Origin of the sequence: Sphingobacterium sp. LZ7M1 (assembly GCF_024296865.1) — a bacterium.
In the GTDB taxonomy this organism is placed as follows: Bacteria; Bacteroidota; Bacteroidia; order Sphingobacteriales; family Sphingobacteriaceae; genus Sphingobacterium.
Genome location: NZ_CP101134.1, coordinates 3786876 through 3808750, shown reverse-complemented (window position 1 = coordinate 3808750; position 21875 = coordinate 3786876). Strand labels below are relative to the sequence as shown.

The following is a 21875-nucleotide window of genomic DNA, read 5'->3' as shown; positions in this document are numbered from 1 at the left end:
TTCGGTTAGTCATGGAAACCATTATCACAATTTTATACATAATGAATACAGATCCAATAGCGGATTACCTTACCCGAGTAAGGAATGCCATCAAGGCCAACCACAGGGTTGTTGAAATTCCTGCATCGAACCTTAAAAAAGAAATCACAAAAGTTCTTTTCGACAAAGGTTACATTGCTAACTACAAATTTATTGAAGAAGGTCCTCAAGGTTCCATCAAGATTGCCTTGAAATACCATCCAATTAGCAAAGTACCGGCTATTCGCACATTGACACGTGTGAGTAAACCTGGTTTAAGAAAGTATGCAAGTGTTGACAGCATCCCTCGTGTATTAAACGGTTTAGGAATTGCGATTTTGTCTACTTCGAAAGGAGTAATGTCAGACAAAGAAGCTGCCGTACAAAACGTTGGTGGAGAGGTTTTATGTTACATTTATTAATCTAGGAAAAAGCACAGAATGTCAAGAATTGGAAAAGCGCCTATCGCTATACCTTCTGGTGTAACGGTTACAGTATCAGATAAGAATCTGGTAACTGTTAAAGGCCCTAAAGGTGAATTAACACAACAAGTAGACCGCGACATTACCGTTAAAGAAGAAGATGGTAATATCGTAGTGTCACGTTCAACAGAACAAAAGAAGCACAAAGCATTACATGGATTATACCGCGCCCTATTGAGCAATATGGTTGTAGGTGTAACCGAGGGATACAAAACTACCCAAGAACTAGTTGGTGTTGGTTACCGTGCAGCAAACACAGGTAATACGCTAGAGTTAACTTTAGGTTTCTCTCACCAGATTGTATTCGTATTGCCACAGGAAATTAAAGTAACAACAACTGCTGATAAGGGTAAGAACCCAACTATCACTTTGGAATCTATCGACAAACAATTGATCGGTCAAGTAGCGGCGAAAATCCGTAGCTTCCGTAAGCCAGAGCCATACAAAGGTAAAGGTATCAAGTTTGCAGGTGAAGTATTGAGAAGAAAAGCAGGTAAATCAGCTAAAAAATAATAACCATGGCAGGAATTAAATCAACTCGCAGAGAGCGAATCAAAAAAGGAATTAGAAAACACCTGGCTGGATCAACTGAACGTCCTCGTTTGACGGTTTTTAGAAGTAACAAAGGCATCTACGCACAGATCATCGACGATACAACTGGTAAAACAATTGCTTCAGCATCCACTTTGTCAAAAGAGTTTGCTGGATCAGGAAACAAAGTAGATCAATCGAAAGAAGTAGGTAAATTAGTTGCTGAGAAAGCGGTTGCAGCAGGAATTAGCAAAGTAGTTTTTGACCGTAATGGGTACTTATACCATGGCCGTATCAAATCATTGGCTGAAGGTGCTCGCGAAGGCGGTTTAGACTTTTAATTAAAGAAGAAAATGGCATTAAGCAATATTAAAAGAGTAAAATCAAGCGAAATCGAATTAAAAGATCGCTTAGTAAGCATCCAGCGCGTAGCCAAGGTGACCAAAGGTGGTCGTACCTTCAGTTTCTCAGCTATTGTTGTAGTTGGAGATGAGAACGGTATCGTAGGATACGGATTAGGAAAAGCTAAAGAGGTTACTGAAGCTATCACTAAAGGTATCGATGATGCAAAGAAAAACTTAGTAAAGGTTCCTATTATCAAAGGTACAGTACCTCACGAGCAATACGGTAAATATTCAGGTGGTTCAGTTTTGATCAAACCAGCTGTAAGTGGTACCGGAGTATTGGCAGGTGGTGCTATGCGTGCGGTATTGGAGTCTGCAGGCATTACAGACGTATTAGCAAAATCATTAGGTTCTTCAAACCCACACAACGTGGTAAAAGCAACAATCGATGCATTAGCTAATATGCGTGACGCTTATACAGTAGCGCAAACACGTGGTGTCGATTTAAACAAAGTATTTAACGGTTAATATCATGGCAAAAATTAAAATCACCCAGATAAAGAGCGTTATCGACAGAAGCGAGCGCCAAAAGAAAACTATCGAAGCATTAGGTTTGAAAAAGATCAACCATTCGGTAGAAGTTGAAGCTACAGCAGCAATCATTGGTATGGTTCGTAAAGTGAACCACCTAGTGGCTGTAGAGTCCATTTAATAAGAATAGATGGAAAGGATACTCACTTCCTTTCCATTCTTTGTTAATAAATTTATGGAATGCTAAGGCCTGTTTAGTGAGAGCGAAGGCGTAGCACAATTTGATTAAAAATGAACTTAAGTAATCTAAAACCAGCAGCTGGTTCAATTAAAACTAAAAAACGTATTGGTCGTGGACAAGGATCTGGCCGTGGTGGTACATCAACACGTGGTCACAAAGGAGCAGGTTCCCGTTCAGGTAACTCTACGAAGATCGGTTTCGAAGGTGGTCAAATGCCTCTTCAACGTCGTGTACCTAAATTTGGTTTTAAGAACATCAACCGTGTAGAATATGTAGGTGTTAACTTAGATGTTTTACAAGCTATCGTTGAGAAATACAGCTTAACCACTGTAGATTTCGATACTTTGAAAGAGCACGGATTAGTTTCAAAAAATGACTTGATTAAAATCTTAGGTCGTGGCGAGTTCAGCGCAAAAGTAGAAGTAAAGGCCCATGCATTTTCAGCTTCAGCACAAAAAGCTATCGAAGCAGCAGGTGGTTCTATCGTTAAATTGTAATAATACATGAAGAAACTAATCACAACCTTAACCAATATATGGAAGATAGAAGAATTACGTAACCGTATTCTTAATACGTTACTATTTCTTTTAATATACCGCGTTGGTTGTCACGTGGTTTTACCAGGTGTCAATCCAGAAGCGTTGGTAGTAAACAGAGAAGGTGGTAATGACATCATGAACTTGATCAATATGTTTGCTGGGGGATCCTTCTCCCGTGCGGCGATCTTTGCTCTTGGTGTTATGCCTTATATCTCGGCATCTATCGTAGTTCAGCTATTGGGGATTGCTGTTCCTGCTTTTCAAAAGATGCAGAAAGAAGGTGAATCTGGCCGTAAGAAAATGAACAACATCACTCGTTACCTTACCGTAGCGATTACGTTGGTTCAAGCCGTAGCCTATGTGAAGACTCAAATCGGACCAGAAGCTAAGACTATTGCGGATCCAATGTTCTCCATTCTATCAGCAGTTGTTTTGACAGCGGGTACATTGTTTGTGATGTGGCTAGGTGAAAAGATTACCGATAAAGGAATTGGTAATGGTATTTCATTAATCATTATGGCTGGTATTATTGCTCAGCTTCCTGCAGGTATTACTGCAGAGTGGGCATCCAGAATGAGCCCGAGTGGTGGTGGTCCTATTCCATTGTTATTGGAGTTTGTCGCTCTGTTTTTCGTCGTGATCTTCACGATCTTGGTTGTACAAGGTGTTCGTAAGATCCCTGTACAATACGCGAAGAAAATCGTTGGTAACAAACAGATTGGTGGTGTGCGTCAATACATTCCTTTAAAGGTAAATGCGGCGGGTGTAATGCCAATCATTTTCGCTCAGGCGATTATGTTTTTACCGATGTCGTTGACCCAGTTCTTCCCGAACGTCCAGTCAGATTTCCTGAACTCGTTGAGTAACTATACATCCGTAACGTATAATGTGGTATTTGCCTTGTTGATCATTGCATTTACCTTCTTCTATACAGCGATTATGGTGAACCCACAGCAGATGTCTGAGGACATGAAGAAGAACGGTGGTTTTATTCCGGGCATTAAGCCAGGTTATGAGACCAACTTGTTTATCGACAACGTAATATCACATATTACCTTCCCTGGTGCTGTATTTGTGGCGATCATTGCGATCTTGCCGGCAATTGCAACATTATTTGGAGTAAACAATCAATTTGCGCATTTCTATGGTGGTACATCCCTATTGATCTTAGTAGGTGTTGTACTGGATACGATTCAGCAAATTGAGAGTCATTTGTTAATGCGTCATTATGATGGGTTGATGAAAACAGGCCGCGTCAAAGGTAGAAGCACTGCGACTACAGTTGAAGGCTATGATCAATCCGCATTATAATTTTGAATGTCTAAAGTATATTATAAAACAGCAGATGAAATTGAGCAAGTGCGAGAGTCAGCAAATGTACTCTCGCAGTTACTTGCTGAAATTGCAGGATTAGTAAAACCGGGCATCACGACCTTATCCCTAGATAAGTTTGCCTTTGATTTTATTAAAGATCATAAAGGGACTCCAGCTTTCTTGAACTATCAAGGCTTTCCTTATTCATTGTGTATTTCTGTGAACGACCAGGTCGTGCACGGATTTCCGAGTGACTATGTTCTGAAAGATGGGGATATCGTAACGGTTGACGGTGGGGTGAATTTGAATGGTTTTATCAGTGATTCTGCTTATACTTTTGCTGTAGGAGAGATTTCTGAGGAGGCGAAACAATTGTTAGAAGTAACAAAAGGTTCGTTGCAAGCGGGGATCGATCAAGCAATCGCAGGGAAACGTGTCGGCGATATTTCAGCTGCCGTTCAGGAATATGTAACACCATATCGCTATGGGATTGTTCGTGAATTGGTAGGACATGGTGTTGGTTTTCATTTGCACGAAAAACCTGAGGTTCCGAATTACGGGAAACGTGGTTCAGGTCCGAAGTTGGAAGAAGGATTGGTAATCTGTATCGAACCGATGATCAATGCCGGTAAGGCGGGGGTCAAGTTCTGGGATGATGGTTGGACAGTGAGTACAGTTGATGGAAAGCTTTCTGCACACTTTGAACAGATGGTGGCGATCAGAAAAGGTAGTCCGGACGTGCTTTTGAATTTTGACGCGATAGAGAAAGTTTTAAATAAAAAGTAGTTGGTATTCAATTATTTTATTTATCTTTGCACTCCTGTTTGCGGGTATATCATCATTTAAAATAATAGATTATATGGCTAAACAAGCCTCGATTGAGCAAGACGGCATAATCAAAGAAGCGCTTTCTAACGCGATGTTTCGCGTAGAATTAGAGAATGGGCATGAAATCATTGCACATATCTCTGGAAAAATGCGCATGCATTATATTAAAATATTACCAGGTGACAAAGTGAAGTTAGAGATGTCACCATACGACTTAACAAAAGGAAGAATTACATACCGCTATAAGTAAACGTAAGTTTCTTCAATAAAATAGCTTTTAAAAATTTACTGTAATGAAAGTTAGAGCATCAATAAAAAAACGTAGTGCGGATTGTAAGATTATCCGTCGTAAAGGAAAAGTATTTGTAATCAATAAAAAGAACCCTAAGTTCAAACAACGTCAGGGTTAATTTTAACATAATCGCTTAAAATATTATATGGCAAGGATCTCAGGTATAGATTTACCTAAAAACAAAAGAGGCATCATTGGCCTTACCTATATTTTCGGTATTGGTCGTTCTACTGCTGCTTATATCCTAGAGAAAGCAGGCATCAGTCAAGATGTAAAGGTTCAAGAATGGAATGATGATCAATTAGCAGCTATCCGTACAATCATCAATGATGAGATTAAGGTAGAAGGCGCTTTACGTTCAGAGGTTCAGTTGAACATTAAACGTTTAATGGATATTGGTTGTTACCGTGGATTACGCCACCGTAAACACCTTCCAGTTCGTGGACAACGTACTAAGAATAACTCTCGTACCAGAAAAGGTAAACGTAAGACAGTTGCAAACAAGAAAAAAGCTACTAAATAATAAGTAAGAAATGGCTAAAAGTAAAAAAGTTACTAAAAAACGTATCGTAGTTATCGAGCCTGTAGGACAAGCTCATATCAACGCTACTTTTAACAACATCATCGTAACTTTGACTAACAATCAAGGTCAAACAATTTCATGGTCATCAGCTGGTAAAATGGGCTTTAAAGGTTCTAAAAAGAACACTCCATACGCTGCATCACAAGCTGCATCAGACTGTGGTAAAGTTGCACATGATTTAGGATTGCGTAAAGTTGAAGTTTTCGTAAAAGGTCCGGGCGCTGGACGTGAGTCAGCTATCCGTTCATTGCAAGGTATTGGTATCGACGTAACCACGATCAAGGATATTACTCCACTTCCTCACAACGGTTGTCGTCCTCCAAAACGCAGAAGAGTTTAATAACAGATTTGTTTAAGATAAGATTCGTCAGCTATAGGCTGATTGATACTTCAAACAGAATAAGAAATGGCAAGATATACAGGACCTAAGTCCAAAATAGCTCGTAAATTTAGAGAGCCAATTTTCGGCCCAGATAAGGCATTAGAAAAAAAGAATTATCCTCCAGGTCAGCACGGACCATCAAAAAGAAGAGGTAAACAATCTGAATACGCTATTCAGTTGTTAGAAAAGCAAAAAGCAAAATACACTTACGGTGTATTAGAGCGTCAATTCGCTAACCTATTTGCTAAGGCAGCAGCAAAACAAGGTGTTACAGGTGAGAACTTCTTGAAATTATTAGAAGCACGTTTAGATAACATCGTTTACCGTTTAGGAATCGCTCCTACACGTTCATCTGCTCGTCAATTAGTTTCGCACAAGCACATTACTGTTAACGGTCAAGTAGTTAACATTCCATCATACGGTATCCGTCCAGGTGATGTTATTGCAGTTCGCGAGCGTTCTCAATCATTAGAGGCAATCGTAAACTCAGTAGCTGGAAGAAAAATCAACAAATTCAGCTGGTTGGATTGGGATGCAGACAAACTTACAGGAACATTCGTTAATTTCCCTGAAAGAGCTGATATTCCAGAAAACATTAAAGAGAACTTAATTGTAGAGTTATACTCTAAATAATAATTAATAACAACATGCATTGTCATAGATGCATGTTGTTGTTTTCATAAATAGTAAATAAACTTAAAAGAACATAAATGGCAATTTTAGCATTTCAAAGACCGGATAAAGTTATCATGCAGAAATCAACTGATTTTGATGGTACCTTTGAATTTCGTCCACTAGAGCCAGGTTTTGGAGTTACTATTGGTAATGCTTTACGCCGTATTTTATTGTCCTCTTTAGAAGGATATGCAATTACGTCGGTAAGATTTTCAGGCGTGTCGCACGAATTCTCTACGATTAAAGGCGTAGTAGAAGACGTTACAGAGATCATCTTGAACTTGAAACAAGTACGTTTCCAGAAATCAGGTGAGCAAGGCGATAACGAGAAGATCTTTGTGGTTATCAATGGTCAAGATCAATTTACAGCTGGTGATATTACGAAGTTTTCCAATAATTTTACTGTATTGAATCCTGATTTGGTCATCTGTAACATGGATAGTTCAGTAACTGTAGAAGTTGAATTGTCAGTTGCAAAAGGCCGCGGATACGTTAATGCAGAGGAAAATAAAGTGGTTGATGGTCCTGTTGGAGTAATTGCGATTGACTCAATCTACACTCCAATTAAGAATGTAAAATATACCATTGAGAACTACCGTGTAGAGCAAAAGACTGACTACGAGAAATTGTTGTTAGATATCTCTACTGATGGTTCTATTCATCCAGAAGATGCTTTGAAAGAAGCAGCTAAAATCTTGATCCAACACTTTATGTTGTTCTCTGACGAAAACATGTTGTTAGAGTCACAAACTAAAGAAGAAACTAAAGTAGTTGACGAGGAAATCTTACACATGCGTAAGATCTTGAAAACAGAATTAGTAGACTTAGACCTTTCAGTTCGTGCATTGAACTGTTTGAAAGCTGCTGATATCCGCACTTTAGCTGAATTGGTTACATATGATGTAGCTGATATGTTGAAATTCCGCAACTTTGGTAAAAAATCATTGAGCGAAATTCAAGAGTTAGTTAAATCAAAAGGTTTATCATTTGGTATGAACCTGTCTAAATACAAATTGGACGAAGAATAATAATTAAATAATATAAGCGACCTGCTGCGTAATTCCTCCGGAGTATTTGGACCACGGTCTATAGAAAAAGAACGGTACGCACAAAATCAAAACTAAAATGAGACACGGAAAAAAAGTAAATCACTTAGGCCGCACTGACAGTCACCGTAAGGCGATGTTAGCTAACATGGCGACTTCATTGATCAAACACAAACGTATTACTACGACTTTAGCAAAAGCAAAAGCGTTACGTACTTATGTGGAGCCTTTGATTACAAAATCTAAAAACGACACTACACACTCACGTCGTACGGTATTCGCTTACTTGAAAGACAAAGATGCAGTTTCTATCTTGTTCCGCGAGATTTCAGAAAAAGTGGCATCACGTCCAGGAGGTTACACTCGTATCATTAAATTAGAGAACCGTTTGGGTGACAACGCAGAAATGGCATTTATCGAATTAGTTGATTACAACGAAATTTACGGTAAAACTGTTCAAACTGAGAAAAAATCTACTCGACGTCGTGGTTCTGCTAAAAAGAAAGCTACTCCAACAACTGAATCAAAAGAGGCAAAAGCTACTAAAGCTGGCGATGATTTAACCATTGTTGAAGGTATCGGTCCTAAGATTGCAGAAGTATTAGCAGCTGCTGGTATTGCAACTTACGCTGAATTAGCTAAAACTGATGCTGAGAAAGTTAAAGAAATCTTAACTGAAGCTGGTTCTAACTTTAACACTGCAGATCCTACTACTTGGGCTGAACAAGCACAATTAGCTGCAGATGGAAAATTTGAAGAATTAGAAAAACTTAAAGCCGAATTAGACGGCGGAAAAAAAGTTGATGAATAATCTTTAAACGAATCATAGAAAAGTCCTCTTATCCAAGAGGACTTTTTTATTTTATACGCTTTTATAGTAAGTTCAGCTATTTAATTATTTGTACATTTGAAAAACTAAACTTTAGCATATTTATTTCATTTCATGGAACTATTTAACGTTTATCCTGTTAACCCTATCAACATCGTAAAAGCGCAAGGCTCTACTGTTTGGGATGAACAAGGAACTGAATATTTGGATCTATATGGAGCTCATGCTGTTATCTCCATTGGCCATACCCATCCACATTATGTGAAAAGTATCACGGATCAGTTGAATAAAATTGGGTTCTATTCCAATTCAATCATGATCCCTATTCAACAACAATTAGCGAAACAATTAGGTGAAGTTTCGGGTAAGACCGACTATACCTTGTTTCTTTGTAATTCTGGTGCTGAGGCCAATGAAAATGCCTTGAAATTAGCATCATTTCACACCGGACGAAAAAAGGTAATCGCCTTTTCAAAATCCTTCCATGGACGTACGTCTTTAGCCGTAGCTGCTACAGATAATCCAGCTATCGTTGCTCCTGTAAATGAAACTGATAATGTAATATTCCTTCCTTTCAATGATGAAGAAGCACTTGAAAAGGCTTTCAAGGAAAATGGCGAAGAGATAGCTGCCGTAATCATCGAGGGAATTCAAGGAGTAGGAGGTATCCGTGAAGCATCGGTGCCTTTCTTGAAGCTGATACGCAGTCTGTGTGACCAATATGGATCCGTATTTATCGCGGATTCCGTTCAATGTGGATATGGAAGGACTGGAACCTTCTTCTCGCATGACTATGCCGGAATAGATGCAGATATCTATTCGATGGCTAAAGGAATGGGCAATGGGTTTCCAATCGGAGGGATTGCTATATCTCCAAAATTCAAGGCTTCTTATGGCATGTTAGGTACGACCTTCGGTGGTAACCATTTGGCATGTGCAGCAGCTGTTTCTGTATTGGATATCATCAAGCAAGATAACCTGATGGAAAATGCAGCAAAAGTAGGCAGTTATCTGATCGAAGAACTTAAGAAGTTTGATCAGGTATTGGAAGTGAGAGGTAGAGGCTTAATGATTGGGATTGAACTACCAACTGAATTGGCACATGTGAAGAAGGATTTGTTGTCAAAAAACAAGATTTTTACGGGTGAGGCGAAACCTAATGTGATTCGTCTGTTGCCTGCACTAAATATTACCAATAAGATTGCTGATCAATTTTTAACTGCTTTTGAAGAGAGATTAAAGGCATAAAAAATCAAAATAGATTAAATGAAGAAGTTTTTTTCCGTAGCAGACGTAGATAATCTGAAAGACATCGTTACAGAGGCTTTAGAAATTAAGGCTAGCCCTTATTCCAATGAAACCCTGGGGAAGCATAAAATGCTGGGTTTGGTATTTCTTAATCCAAGTTTGAGAACACGGTTGAGTACGCAAAAGGCAGGGATGAACCTTGGCATGAACGTCATGGTGATGAACATGGATAAGGATGGCTGGGCATTGGAAACGCGCGATGGCGTGATCATGAATGGAACAACAGTGGAACATATCCGTGAAGCTGCGGCTGTAATGGGAGAGTATTGTGATATTCTTGGTCTGCGTTCATTTCCTACATTGAAAGATAAGGAAGCGGATTATTCGGAAGACCTATTCAATAAATTTATCAAATATTGCGGCGTGCCTGTAGTTTCCTTGGAAAGTGCAACGAGGCATCCATTGCAAAGTTTGACAGATTTGATCACGATTACGGAATATAAAAAAACAGATAAACCAAAGGTTGTATTGGCTTGGGCACCGCATGTGAAGGCATTACCTCAAGCTGTTCCCAATTCTTTTTCAGAATGGATGTGCCGTGCTCAGGAAGAAGGTTTGGTAGATTTTACCATTGCTCATCCTGCAGGCTATGAACTTTCCGAGGACTTTACTCCTGGTGCCAATATCTCGACGAACCTGGATGAGGCCTTGGAAGGAGCAGACTTTGTTTATGTGAAGAACTGGTCTTCATTTAAGGAGTATGGAGAGGTTTATCCGGTCAATGAGAATTGGCTTTTGGACAATGAGAAATTGAAATTGACCAATGATGCAAAAGTGATGCATTGTTTGCCAGTGCGTAGGGACTTGGAGCTATCTTCTGAGATATTGGATGGTCCAAATTCATTGGTGATCAAGGAAGCCAGCAATAGGGTATGGGCTGCGCAGGTAGTATTGAAAAGAATGTTGGAAGATTTGAAGGGTTAAAATATAGGATGTCGGTATTAAATATTATCAAGATAGGTGGGAATGTCATTGACAACCCGGAACAATTAGAGGAATTTTTAGAGAAATTTTCTGCATTGCCAGGTCGAAAGATCCTGGTGCATGGAGGTGGAAAGATCGCCACGCGTATGGCATCAGATATGGGCATTGAAGCCAAAATGGTGGAAGGTAGACGTATTACTGATGCTGCCATGCTTGATGTCGTGACCATGGTCTACGCTGGCCTTACCAATAAAAACTTGGTTGCTTCCCTGCAAAAATACAATTGCAATGCCATAGGATTGTGCGGAGCAGATGCGAATGTGATCAAAGCGGTAAAAAGACCGGTTAAGGAAATCGATTATGGTTTTGTAGGTGATATCCTTGCTGATTCGATTGATTCATTGGCTATAAAAAAACTATTGGAGGCGGAGTTTATTCCTGTCTTTTCCGCTATTACCCACAACGGTAATGGACAATTATTGAATACCAATGCCGATACCATTGCATCTTCCTTGGCTGTTGCGCTATCCAAACTATATGAAGTTTCATTGATCTATTGTTTCGATAAAAATGGCGTATTGTTGGATGTTAATGATGAGCAATCGGTTATTGAGACCATTCGTTCGGTTGATTTTGAACGATTGAAAGATAGCAAGACCATTCATGATGGAATGATCCCTAAACTATACAATGCATTTGAAGCGATTTCCAAGGGTGTCAGTAATGTCTATATCGGACATGCCAATAACTTGCACCTCTTCCAGCAACGGAAGTTTGGAACCTGCTTGATTGCCTAAACTTAAATATAATGAATAAGATAACAATTATTGGAGGCGGGAATATAGGGTTGTCATTGGCCAAAGGGCTGGTGAAATCTAAATATTGCAAAGCTAATGAGATTACCATCACCAGGCGCAATCTGGCGTCCTTGGCTGTGGAACAGGAAGAAGGTTTTACGGTGAGCGATTCAAATCCTGAAGCGATTCAAGGGTCTGAATTTATTGTATTGGCCATTCTCCCCCAGCAGATCAGAAAGGTGATGGATGAATTGGCTCCTGTACTGACTCCCGCTCAGACCATTATATCGGTGGTATCTGGTGTAACTTGCCAGGATATCAAGGATGTATTGGGCCAAGATAAGGTTGTTATCCGTGCAATGCCGAATACGGCTATTGCGATAGGGCAGTCCATGACATGTATTGCCACTGACAGTGCTCCTGAGGACAAAATCCAGGATGTATCGGTGATCTTTGAATCGGTAGGTTCTGTGGTGGTCATCAATGAGGACTTAATGACTTCCGCGACGGCACTATGTGCTTGCGGAATCGCATTTTTCCTGAGAAGTATCAGGGCAGCTTCACAAGGTGGTGTTGAGATCGGTTTCCATGCTCACGACGCCTTAAAAATGGCCATTCAAACGGCCAAAGGTGCTGCCGACCTGTTGCTGCAGATGGAAAGCCATCCGGAAAGTGAAATCGATAAGGTGACTTCTCCAAAAGGCTGTACCATTGCAGGATTGAACGAAATGGAACACAACGGTTTCAGTTCTGCTTTCATTAAAGGAATAAAATTGTCTGCTAAAAAAGCTGGAGGCCTATACAATGATTGATATTGCCCAACTGATTGAAGACAGTACCTCACTCTTGAAAGGATTGATTGAAACCCAGTCATTCAGTAGGGAAGAGGATCAGACTGCTCAATTGCTTGTGGAGTATTTTCAGCAGCATGGCATAGCTACTGAAAGGATAGGGAACAATGTGGTCGCCTATAACCGTTTTGAAGATCCTTCAAAACCTTATGTCCTGTTGAATTCGCATCATGATACCGTTAAACCCAACCCTGGCTATAGCAAAGATCCATTTAAGGCTATCGTTGAGGATGGGAAGCTGTACGGCTTAGGGAGCAATGATGCCGGTGGGTGTTTGGTTTCCTTGATTGCTGCATTCCGTTATTTTTATTACCGTGATGATTTACCGTTTAACCTTTGTTTGGTAGCTTCCTCTGAAGAGGAGGTTTCTGGTAAAGGAGGCTTAGAAGAAGCCTATAAACACATCAAACCTTGTGAGTTTGCCATTATTGGTGAACCCACCCTGTTGAATTTGGCAGTGGCGGAAAAAGGATTGATGGTTTTGGACTGTGAAGCGGCAGGTAAATCTGGTCATGCCGCACGGGAAGAGGGTGAAAACGCGATTTATAATGCGATTGAAGACATCAATTGGTTCCAGAATTATCAATTCCCAAAACAGTCGGAGTTTTTAGGGCCGGTAAAGATGAGTGTCACCATGATAGAAGCGGGGTCACAACATAATGTGGTGCCGGCTAGCTGTAAATTTGTGGTGGATGTAAGGACTACCGATGTGTACAGTAACCTGGAGGTCTTGGAAATGATCAGACAACATGTGAAGTCTTCGGTAGAGCCACGTTCTACGCGCCTGAATCCTTCTTCGATTTCAATTGAACATCCAATCGTTCAATCCGGGAAATCTTTGGGGAAAGAATTATATGGCAGTCCGACGATGAGTGATCAGGCCATATTGAAAATTCCGTCCATCAAAACGGGACCTGGAGATTCGGCGAGGTCACATACTGCGGATGAATTTATTTATTTGCAAGAAATAAATGATGGGGTCCGGTACTATATCGACCTTCTGAAAGGGATATTATAAGAATTTCAATAAAAAAAGCGGGCCTTGGCCCGCTTTTTTTATCTCTAGATGGTAGTTCTAAGATAAAAATCTCCTTTTTATACAGTTCTTATAAGGTGATTTGTCTTTTGATGCTCTCTTCTAAGGAAATAATGGTCTCTGTACGTTGAATTCCTTTCAATCCTTGGATGTCTTCATTCAAAACTTTGCGTAAATGTGATGTGTCCTTACAGATGATCTTAGCAAACATACTATATTGACCAGTACAGTAATGTAATTCCACCACTTCTTTCACTTGTTTCAACTGTTCAACAGCATCCGAATACTGAGAACCCTTCTCTAAATAGATTCCTAAGAAGGCAGTAATGTCAAATCCAACCTTTTGAGGGTTGATAATTAAGTTAGAACCTCTGATTATTCCCAATTCTTCCATTTTTTTCATGCGAACATGGATGGTTCCGCCAGAAACTATTAGTTTTTTAGCGATTTCTGTATATGGAATTGAGGCATCTTCCATTAAAATGGATAAAATTTGAACATCTAGGTTGTCTAAATCGTAATTTGAATAGTTTTTTTCCATAAAAATGGTATTTGTGTGTTAATTTGTAATAAGGTTTTTAAAAATATCTAAAAAAATCAAATAAATTTCTATTTAATTATTGAAAAAATTAAATTTGTCATAACAAACGAGGTAAAAAACACTAAAGTTTGTAATTACTTCCCTCAAAATAACATAGGTTTATAATTGGTTAGCGTTGAAGCTCCTCGCCCGGGGAGCTTCTTCCATTTATAAGCCTTTCAAATAAATTTTTCAATTTTCTGATTTTTTCAAAAATAATAACAATTATTGTTATATTAATGTTCGAATGATAAAATTACGTCATTTTTTTTAGCATTTTTTCATTGATGTATACAACAACTATTTTTCGTACTTTAGTTTCAGTCACAAATGCTTGTTATGAAAGAAGATGATGTAAAGATTTCGAGGAAAAAGCCAATTTTTCCAGTGGGTACGGGTTTGTTGAAATATCTAAAAGCTTATCAGCGGGATGGTAAATTGCCCATGACCTATTCCGATCTTTTGAATTTCCAAGAAACCATTCCTTCCCTGGACAAGTTTGGCAATGATACGTTGTGGGAAATCCCTTTATATCCGCCCCATATACAAGATACCCTATATGACCAGCTCAAGATCGTATATGCGCAATTGAAGGCTTCCGGTAATACCAGGATTGTGCAGCATAAAGTCATCGAAAAGATTGAATTCTGTGCTTTTGGTAATACCCATCCCTTCCGAATCAAAATTGTCAATAGACTGAATGATGTCTATGATTATTTCTATATCAAGCAAGCTGATGCCTCCAGGATCTATGGGTTGGAGCTGGAAGAGATTGTATCTCCAAACCAAGTCAATTATCTCTATGATCGCGATACCTTGGTGGAAGAACATATTGTGGGGATTCCTGGGGATACATTTGCCAAGACCAAGATGGACGCTCCGGATTATAACCAGACGAGAATAGCGAAGGAGTTTGTCAAGTTTAATGAACGTTGTGTGATCTCAATGTTAGGGGACATGCGGGCCTATAATTTCGTGATGCAGATCACTCCGGATTTTGATGATTTCCAATTTAGGATCCGTGCGATTGATTTTGACCAGCAATTCTATGAAGGGAACATCAAGGTGTATCTTCCGCAATTCTTCAAGGAAAACTTACCTTATGTCAAATTGTCCATGGACCATTTGAATGAGAAGACGGTCCTGCAGTATCAGCAAGAAGAAAGATCTTCCATTGTACATCGGGTTCGAAGCGAAAGGCATCGTATCAAGGACCTCCGTGATGCCTCCAGTACACAGCAACTCTCAACAAAAGAGAATATTGAGAAACTGAAAGAAGGCTATGCAAGGTACTATGAGAATGAAAATTACTTCAAATGCAAGAGTATGACCGATATTATTGAACTCAACGTCAAGAATGTCATACGGCAGGTCCAGCTTTAGCGGATTCGTTTTTGGTTATCCTTTACGAAAGCTTCCCAACCCGAATAGTTTTTTCCACCTGTGGATTGATTTTGTTGAAAGGCATGACATACCGCAACAGCAAGACCATCGGTAGCATCAAGGAACTCTGGAGTTTCCTTGAAGCTAAGTAGCGTCTGTAACATGGCCGCCACTTGTTCCTTACTCGCATTTCCGTTGCCTGTAACGGATTGTTTTATTTTTCGGGGGGAATATTCAAAGATTGGGATATCGGCGTTCAGGGCAGCTGCCATCGTTACTCCTTGGGCACGACCCAGCTTTAGCATGACTTGGATGTTCTTTCCGTAGAAGGGTGCCTCTAAAGCTACACAGTCTGGTTTGTATTCTGCGATCAATGCGCTAGTCTTTTTGAAGATGCGTTGGAGCTTGAGGCCATGGTCATCCAGATGCCCCATTTTTATGACACCAAGCGTGATCAAGGATATTTTTTTATTCACCTCCTTCAATATTCCATAACCCAGAACTACCGTTCCAGGGTCAATTCCCAAAATAATCCTCTCTTTAGCCGGTTCTTTTTGCATATGCAATAATACGATTTTCTAAACATTGCTTTCTAAAAACGGTTATTAATTAAAAAATTATTAAAATTGTGCTTTCTTAGACAAAATTGACGAAGACACAGCGAAAATATCTCAATCTATTGATTAAAGTAGCCATTGTTGCGTTGGCGATGTGGTTTGTTGTCAGCAAGGTAAATAATCAAAAGAACTTGAAGGAGTTTGAACACCTTATCCATCAGATCGACCCTCTTACGATCCGATTGGTATTGCTGGTCGTTGTGCTCTTAATGTTTTTCAATTGGTTTCTTGAAGTTAAAAAGTGGCAATATCTAAGTCAAAGGATAGAGAAGTTAGGGCTTTGGAAGGCTATTAAATCAGTTTTTTGTGGACTTACCTGGGCAATATTCACTCCTAATCGGATTGGTGAATACGGTGGACGGGTGATGTTGTTGAAGCCCGAGAACAGAGCTACCGGCGCTGTTGCGATGGGAGTAGGATTATTTGCTCAATTGGTATTGACTTCGGTTTTTGGTTCTTTGAGCATCGCTTGGTTCGTGACGACCTTTTTGGAAACTCCTGCCTCAGTGGATTTTGGGGTTTGGTTAATAGCCATAATCTATGCATTGGCCTTTTTGATCTTGTATTTCAATGTCTCTTGGGTGGATTATCTGGTAGGGAAAGTAAAGTTTTTGCGGAAGATCAAGCCGTTCTTCTCGGTCCTGGAAGATTTTACCGTTAAAGAATTGGCCTATGTGCTCCTGCTATCTGCTTTTCGCTTTGCCATTTTTACTTCGCAATATATAATTTTGATGTTGGTCATTTTGCCAGAGTTGCCGTTGGTTTCCATGGTATTAATGATCTTTATTATGTTTTTTATTCAATCTGCCGTTCCTTCCTTAGATATTTTTGACTTTAGTGTTCGTAGTTTTGTAGCCAGCAATTTGTATGCGTATATTACGACCCAAGAAATTGCAGTGATGGCCATTGTTTCATGTGTTTGGTTTGTTAACCTCATTTTTCCGGCAATCATAGGGTCGTTTTTTGTATTTAACGTGAATTATATCAGTGATAATAAATCTTAGTTTTTTCCTATTTATTATGACCATTATCTATGTGGTATTGGTCCTTTATATGCGCAATGGCTGGATGAAACTGCCAATGTTTCATCTAACATCCATTATGCCCCTTTCAAAAGTGACAGTAATTATCGCTGCCCGGAACGAAGAGTCAAACATTGGCAATACGCTGGATTGTATTGTCAGTCAGGAATACCCTAAAGATTTACTGGAAGTGATCGTGGTTGATGACCATTCTACGGATAGGACAGGAGAGATCGTCACCCGTTATGCGGACCGCGGGGTAAAGCTAATCACCCTAAATGAAGGAAATAAACTCAATTCTTATAAGAAGTTTGCCATAAACAAGGCTATTCACGCTTCTTCTGGTGATATAATCATTACTACCGATGCAGACTGTAGAATGGGCTCCAAATGGATATTGAGCATAGTTCAATATATGGAAAGCCAAGATAAACTGATGGTTTCCTCTCCAGTGTGTTACGATCAGGAACAATCTTATTTCGAACGCTTGCAGACCTTGGAATTCCTTTATCTTATTGGTTTAGGGGCAGCGGGAATAGGCAACGGAAATCCAACGACCTGTAATGGTGCCAACCTTGCTTATAGAAAGACATTGTTCTTTGAGATGGGTGGATTTAATGGTATTGATGAATTGGCTTCTGGCGACGATGAGCTATTACTGCATAAGGTTGCGGAAAAACATGCCGACAGGATCGGTTTCTGTAAATCTAGAGAAGCAATAGTTTACACCGATGCCAAAGAAAACCTAAAATCATTCTTAAGCCAAAGAAAGCGTTGGGCTTCAAAAAGTACCAAATATAAGGACAAGAAGGTAGTTGTATTGGGCGTGTGTATCTGGCTCTTCAATCTTTCTTTTTTGCTGAGCTTGATCTTTCTGTTGTTTGGTATTTACGATGCTAGTGAACTGGTATTAACCTCCCTGATGATGAAGATGTTGGTGGAACTGGCTTTTCTTTATCCCATCCTTAGCTTCGTGAACCGAAAGGAGCTGCTTTGGAACCTACCATTGCTAACTGTAGTCCATTCGCTCTATTTTGTCTATATCGGCGTGGTGGGAAATATAGGTAAGTACGATTGGAAAGGCAGAACCGTCAAATAGTTCTACAGATTTTCTTCCTTCACCTTGGCGCGGATCAAATCTTCGGCTTTCTTCACAATCTCCTCTGGATTTAATCCCGTGGTATCAATGGGATCCAAAACCTCCCAAGACATGTGGGTGAAAGGCCTAAGTGGAAATGCTCCCCATTCTACCATTTTATAGGATCCATTAATTGCAATTGGAACAACGAGTGCTTCTGGGTTTTTCTTCATCAAAGTCGCAATTCCACCTACAGAGAAGGACTTCATCTTTCCGGTTTTAGTCCTTGTCCCTTCAGGAAAAATAAATGCAGACCAATTATTCTTTTTCATGTTATTGGCTAGGGTCAAGATCTCTGCAATTGACTGTTTTGGATCTTTTCGGTCAATATTGGCCGCTCCCCCATGTTTTAGGTTAAAAGAGATACTTGGAATATTGGCGGTCATCAATTCAATCTTAGAGATGAACTTACCATGGAATCTTCTCAAAAAGTAAATCAAAGGTGGGATATCGTAGGTACTTTGGTGATTGGCAATGAAGATAATGGGTTTGCCAACTGGGATGTTTTTATTGTCGATAAACTGTGTCCTGTTGAATAGGGTATAGTTACATGCTACCAGAAAGCCATTTAGGATATCAACACTTTTCTTATGGGCGGCATAGCCCCCTAGTTTCAAGCATAACCATTGAATGGGATGGAATATCAATAATGATAATGCAAAACAAATATAAAATATCGGAGTAAGGATAAATCCTAATAACTTTCTCATCTGTAAACTAAAATTGAGCAAATATACGAATTAGTATATTTTATCCCTTTCTTCAATTCTTAAATTGTAAATGTTAAACAAAGTTTAAATATTATTGAATATTTGTTTAACTTTATTTAAGTAAATCTATAATATATGAAGTTTCCTATTCAATGTCCGGCATGCGATAATGAAATGTCTGTGGTAAAATTGCACTGTAGCAACTGCGAAACAGAGGTGGCTGGAAGATTTAATTTTCCTTTATTGATGCGTTTGGAACCTGAGGAACAGGACTTCATTATTGAGTTTCTATTAAACTCTGGAAGTCTCAAGGAAATGGCCAATAAATTAGGAAAGAGCTATCCAACCGTTAGGAATAAGCTTGATGAATTGATAGATAAAGTTAAAAACCTTCAGTAAGATCATGAAATTCAAAGAAAATCAAAATATGCTGACCACTTGGTTGCTCTTAATCATTTTAGCGGTTATAGCTGCCCAAGTTTTTGCCATCAGTCCCTATTATATGGATGTATTCAAAACCAGTGGCTTTCTGCTGTCAGTAATCGTGTTGCTGTTCTTATTACTGATTAAATTAAAGACTACCTATGATTCCGAAGGAATCCGTATCGTTTTCATCCCTTTTATCTGGAATAAATTTATCCCATGGTCTGACATTGCTTCTGCGTATATCAGGACCTATACATTTGCGGATTTTGGAGGCTGGGGTTACAGAATAGGGAAGTGGGGAAAAGCCTATTCTGCCAAAGGAGATCAAGGATTGCAATTGATCATGAAAGACGGAAGCCAGTTAATGATTGGGACCCAAAAACCTGAAGAGATCCAAAAAATAATAAACCAATATAAACCTTACAAAGATGAGTTCTAGAGATTTTGTCAATATCATGTTAAATCCATTTGAGGATGTAACTAGTCGTAAATTATTGATTTTTGGTAGTTTAGGTTTTCTGCTGCTGAGTATATTAGGGTTTTTCTTCCATTTTATTAACAACGGGATTATTCAATTACATTTTATTGATCCAAGGCCATTTTGGAAATATTTAATCTATGGTCTTATCAATACTGGGGCATTAACTGCCTTAATGTATGCCTATGCAAGGTTCAATTATTCCAAGACCAGACTATTGGATGTGTTGATTTCAGTGCTCATTGCGCAATGCGTATTGGTTGTTATTGCCCTTTTTCTATTGAATCCATACATTTTGGGAATCATGGATGATCTTAAAGGTGAAATTGAAAAAGGTAATATTGATAAGCTAAATATTTCACCTATTAATTTGGGGATCATCACCTTAGCGGGAATCTTCAGTATTTTTTCCATTTATTATTTTTTTCATTTACTGGTTAGAGGTATGAAAATTGCCATCAACAGTAATAAACTGTTCCATACTATAGCGATTGTGTTGTTGACTTTGGTTTTGGACGTTATTTTGAATGTATTAAACCCTTATTTTTAAGTATATGAAGAATTATTTTTTGGCACTGGTCCTGTTTTGTTCATGTTCGATGGGATTTTCACAATCCTTTGAAGGAAACTGGAAGGGAGCTTTGCAGGTTTCAGGGATGGAATTGCCATTAATCTTTGAATTTAAATACAATGGAGCTTGGGAAGGGACCATGCAGAGTCCTAAGCAGAGCACTAATAGATTTCCTTTGACAAGCATTCTTGCCGAAGGTGATTCGATATTTGTAGAGCTGAAAAGTATGGGCGTAAAATATGCTGGAAAGATCAGTACTGACCGCATGAGTATCGATGGCAAGTTTCAACAAGGGGGGCTAAAGACCGAATTAGTCCTTAACAAACTTACTGCTGAGCAAGCCAGTGAAGCTGGTACTTTTAGACGAAGCCAACGCGTAAATCCTCCATATTCTTATGATACCGTAGATGTAACATTTGAAAATAAAATAGACAAGGTAACTCTTGCTGGAACGATAACCAAGCCCAAAGAACCAGGTAAATATCCAGCAGTGATATTGGTTTCTGGAAGCGGTCCTCAGGATCGGAATGAAACTTTAATGGGCCATGAGCCATTTAAGGTATTGGCGGATTACCTGACTAAGAACAATATTGTGGTTCTTCGTTATGATGATAGAGGAGTAGGGAAATCCCAAGGCGATTTTGCGAAGTCTACTACGGGTGATTTTGGAAAAGATGCACTTGCAGCTTTGAGTTTCTTGCGCAAGCAAGCCCAAGTAGATCCAATGAAAGTTGGGATAGTAGGCCATAGTGAAGGCGGATTGATAGCCACGATCCTCGCAGGGCAACAAGCTAGTGGGTTGAATTTTATTGTGACCTTGGCTGGTCCAACGATAAGGATGGACTCTCTGATGATTCTCCAGAATGCAGCAATCATGAAATCACAAGGAAAGGATATTTCTGCAGCAGAACGTGCAATAATCAAGAAGAATTATGAGATTATGGCCTCCGACCTTCCAGGCGACAAGGCATTTGACGCCATACGTAATAATATGCGTTCAGTAAGCGGTAGCCAAAATATGGAAAGTGCTGATCAGCTTGCTGCTTTGGTGACGCCATGGTTCCGTCATTTCATCAAGATAGATCCCGTGCCATTTATCAAAAAGATCAAGATCCCTACATTTGCAGCGTTTGGGGGCAAGGATGTCCAAGTGCCCGCTGCTGAAAATATAGAGAGCCTAACGGACAATCTTCCAAAAAACAAAAAAGACCTTTTAAAGGTCTACCCAAACTTAAACCATTTGTTCCAGAATGCTAAAACTGGGGCTGTAGGTGAATATGCTGAAATTGAAGAAACAATTAGTCCAGAAGTGTTAAAGGAGATTACAGCTTGGATTAAAGCTTTATAAAGTATAGGTATTTAATAAAAATAGCGGTCTAATTTAGACCGCTATTTTTAT

General features: G+C 39.4%; 30 protein-coding genes. 27 read left to right on the top strand and 3 right to left on the bottom strand.

Annotation, left to right across the window (positions count from 1 at the left end):
- Positions 1-38 precede the first annotated feature (38 nt).
- From rpsH to NMK93_RS16250, 20 genes are all read left to right on the top strand, one after another.
- Positions 39-440 carry a 30S ribosomal protein S8 gene (rpsH, locus tag NMK93_RS16350; protein WP_229678329.1) on the top strand — a complete coding sequence of 134 codons (402 nt, stop codon included), beginning with the start codon at positions 39-41 and terminating at the stop codon, positions 438-440.
- 18 nt (positions 441-458) lie between these two features.
- Positions 459-1013 carry a 50S ribosomal protein L6 gene (gene rplF / locus NMK93_RS16345; protein ID WP_185213310.1) on the top strand — a complete coding sequence of 185 codons (555 nt, stop codon included), beginning with the start codon at positions 459-461 and terminating at the stop codon, positions 1011-1013.
- Positions 1014-1018: 5 nt separating this feature from the next.
- Positions 1019-1372 carry a 50S ribosomal protein L18 gene (gene rplR, locus NMK93_RS16340; protein WP_093100394.1) on the top strand — a complete coding sequence of 118 codons (354 nt, stop codon included), beginning with the start codon at positions 1019-1021 and terminating at the stop codon, positions 1370-1372.
- Positions 1373-1384: 12 nt separating this feature from the next.
- Positions 1385-1903, top strand: coding sequence for a 30S ribosomal protein S5 (rpsE, locus tag NMK93_RS16335; RefSeq protein WP_093100392.1), 519 nt, complete (start codon positions 1385-1387; stop codon positions 1901-1903).
- A gap of 4 nt (positions 1904-1907) precedes the next feature.
- Complete coding sequence (gene rpmD, locus NMK93_RS16330; protein WP_093100390.1) at positions 1908-2087, top strand: 50S ribosomal protein L30; 180 nt, start codon at positions 1908-1910, stop codon at positions 2085-2087.
- Between the two features lie 110 nt (positions 2088-2197).
- On the top strand, positions 2198-2644 hold the full coding sequence (rplO, locus tag NMK93_RS16325; RefSeq protein WP_185213311.1) for a 50S ribosomal protein L15: 447 nt from the start codon (positions 2198-2200) through the stop codon (positions 2642-2644).
- Between the two features lie 6 nt (positions 2645-2650).
- Positions 2651-3997: a preprotein translocase subunit SecY gene (gene secY / locus NMK93_RS16320; protein ID WP_093100387.1), complete on the top strand. Its 1347-nt coding sequence runs from the start codon at positions 2651-2653 to the stop codon at positions 3995-3997.
- Between the two features lie 6 nt (positions 3998-4003).
- On the top strand, positions 4004-4786 hold the full coding sequence (gene map, locus NMK93_RS16315; protein WP_185213312.1) for a type I methionyl aminopeptidase: 783 nt from the start codon (positions 4004-4006) through the stop codon (positions 4784-4786).
- A gap of 73 nt (positions 4787-4859) precedes the next feature.
- Positions 4860-5078 carry a translation initiation factor IF-1 gene (gene infA / locus NMK93_RS16310; protein WP_021071231.1) on the top strand — a complete coding sequence of 73 codons (219 nt, stop codon included), beginning with the start codon at positions 4860-4862 and terminating at the stop codon, positions 5076-5078.
- Between the two features lie 43 nt (positions 5079-5121).
- Complete coding sequence (gene ykgO, locus NMK93_RS16305) at positions 5122-5238, top strand: type B 50S ribosomal protein L36 (RefSeq protein ID WP_013665024.1); 117 nt, start codon at positions 5122-5124, stop codon at positions 5236-5238.
- A 27-nt stretch (positions 5239-5265) separates the two neighbouring features.
- Positions 5266-5643, top strand: coding sequence for a 30S ribosomal protein S13 (gene rpsM / locus NMK93_RS16300; protein ID WP_094257893.1), 378 nt, complete (start codon positions 5266-5268; stop codon positions 5641-5643).
- Between the two features lie 10 nt (positions 5644-5653).
- Positions 5654-6043, top strand: a complete 390-nt coding sequence (gene rpsK, locus NMK93_RS16295) for a 30S ribosomal protein S11 (RefSeq protein ID WP_093100381.1) — start codon at positions 5654-5656, stop codon at positions 6041-6043.
- 66 nt (positions 6044-6109) lie between these two features.
- A complete protein-coding gene (rpsD, locus tag NMK93_RS16290) occupies positions 6110-6718 on the top strand; it encodes a 30S ribosomal protein S4 (RefSeq protein WP_254529627.1) in 609 nt (202 codons plus the stop codon).
- Between the two features lie 77 nt (positions 6719-6795).
- Complete coding sequence (locus NMK93_RS16285; RefSeq protein WP_185213313.1) at positions 6796-7788, top strand: DNA-directed RNA polymerase subunit alpha; 993 nt, start codon at positions 6796-6798, stop codon at positions 7786-7788.
- A gap of 97 nt (positions 7789-7885) precedes the next feature.
- Positions 7886-8617: a 50S ribosomal protein L17 gene (gene rplQ, locus NMK93_RS19760; protein ID WP_185213314.1), complete on the top strand. Its 732-nt coding sequence runs from the start codon at positions 7886-7888 to the stop codon at positions 8615-8617.
- A gap of 132 nt (positions 8618-8749) precedes the next feature.
- A complete protein-coding gene (locus NMK93_RS16270; protein ID WP_254529625.1) occupies positions 8750-9883 on the top strand; it encodes an aspartate aminotransferase family protein in 1134 nt (377 codons plus the stop codon).
- Between the two features lie 18 nt (positions 9884-9901).
- Positions 9902-10867 (top strand): acetylornithine carbamoyltransferase, encoded by a 966-nt coding sequence (locus tag NMK93_RS16265; protein WP_185213316.1) that lies wholly within the window; start codon positions 9902-9904, stop codon positions 10865-10867.
- 8 nt (positions 10868-10875) lie between these two features.
- Complete coding sequence (gene argB / locus NMK93_RS16260; RefSeq protein WP_185213317.1) at positions 10876-11664, top strand: acetylglutamate kinase; 789 nt, start codon at positions 10876-10878, stop codon at positions 11662-11664.
- Between the two features lie 11 nt (positions 11665-11675).
- Positions 11676-12476, top strand: coding sequence for a pyrroline-5-carboxylate reductase (gene proC / locus NMK93_RS16255; RefSeq protein WP_185213318.1), 801 nt, complete (start codon positions 11676-11678; stop codon positions 12474-12476).
- Complete coding sequence (locus NMK93_RS16250) at positions 12469-13533, top strand: M20 family metallo-hydrolase (protein WP_254529623.1); 1065 nt, start codon at positions 12469-12471, stop codon at positions 13531-13533. The genes proC and NMK93_RS16250 overlap by 8 nt, the downstream gene beginning before the upstream one ends.
- An 88-nt stretch (positions 13534-13621) precedes the next feature.
- On the opposite strand, the gene NMK93_RS16245 is transcribed toward NMK93_RS16250, so the two are convergent.
- On the bottom strand, positions 13622-14092 hold the full coding sequence (locus NMK93_RS16245; RefSeq protein WP_185213320.1) for an Lrp/AsnC ligand binding domain-containing protein: 471 nt from the start codon (positions 14090-14092) through the stop codon (positions 13622-13624).
- A 378-nt stretch (positions 14093-14470) separates the two neighbouring features.
- Between NMK93_RS16245 and NMK93_RS16240 the strand changes: the two genes are divergently transcribed.
- Positions 14471-15514 (top strand): hypothetical protein, encoded by a 1044-nt coding sequence (locus NMK93_RS16240; RefSeq protein ID WP_185217656.1) that lies wholly within the window; start codon positions 14471-14473, stop codon positions 15512-15514.
- Here NMK93_RS16240 and ruvC read toward each other — a convergent pair.
- Positions 15511-16074, bottom strand: coding sequence for a crossover junction endodeoxyribonuclease RuvC (gene ruvC / locus NMK93_RS16235; protein ID WP_254529621.1), 564 nt, complete (start codon positions 16072-16074; stop codon positions 15511-15513). The two genes, NMK93_RS16240 and ruvC, sit on opposite strands and share 4 nt — an antisense overlap.
- Before the next feature lie 86 nt (positions 16075-16160).
- Here ruvC and NMK93_RS16230 point away from each other — a divergent pair, with 86 nt between their 5' ends.
- Positions 16161-17135, top strand: a complete 975-nt coding sequence (locus NMK93_RS16230; protein ID WP_185213323.1) for a lysylphosphatidylglycerol synthase domain-containing protein — start codon at positions 16161-16163, stop codon at positions 17133-17135.
- A 16-nt stretch (positions 17136-17151) separates the two neighbouring features.
- Positions 17152-18252, top strand: coding sequence for a glycosyltransferase (locus tag NMK93_RS16225; RefSeq protein ID WP_185213324.1), 1101 nt, complete (start codon positions 17152-17154; stop codon positions 18250-18252).
- A 2-nt stretch (positions 18253-18254) separates the two neighbouring features.
- Here the strand turns inward: NMK93_RS16225 and NMK93_RS16220 are convergent, their stop codons facing one another.
- Entirely contained in the window at positions 18255-19001 is a 747-nt protein-coding gene (locus NMK93_RS16220) for a 1-acyl-sn-glycerol-3-phosphate acyltransferase (protein WP_185213325.1), read from the bottom strand.
- Positions 19002-19136: 135 nt separating this feature from the next.
- On the opposite strand from NMK93_RS16220, the gene NMK93_RS16215 reads away from it, so the two are divergent.
- The 4 genes from NMK93_RS16215 to NMK93_RS16200 are packed head-to-tail and all read left to right on the top strand — an operon-like array spanning position 19137 to position 21824.
- On the top strand, positions 19137-19400 hold the full coding sequence (locus NMK93_RS16215; RefSeq protein ID WP_185213326.1) for a DUF2089 family protein: 264 nt from the start codon (positions 19137-19139) through the stop codon (positions 19398-19400).
- Between the two features lie 4 nt (positions 19401-19404).
- The gene (locus NMK93_RS16210) at positions 19405-19866 is read left to right on the top strand and encodes a hypothetical protein (RefSeq protein ID WP_185213327.1); all 462 of its coding nucleotides are present in this window, start codon (positions 19405-19407) and stop codon (positions 19864-19866) included.
- A complete protein-coding gene (locus NMK93_RS16205) occupies positions 19856-20455 on the top strand; it encodes a hypothetical protein (RefSeq protein WP_254529618.1) in 600 nt (199 codons plus the stop codon). The genes NMK93_RS16210 and NMK93_RS16205 overlap by 11 nt, the downstream gene beginning before the upstream one ends.
- 4 nt (positions 20456-20459) lie before the next feature.
- Complete coding sequence (locus NMK93_RS16200) at positions 20460-21824, top strand: S9 family peptidase (RefSeq protein WP_254529616.1); 1365 nt, start codon at positions 20460-20462, stop codon at positions 21822-21824.
- Positions 21825-21875 lie beyond the last annotated feature (51 nt).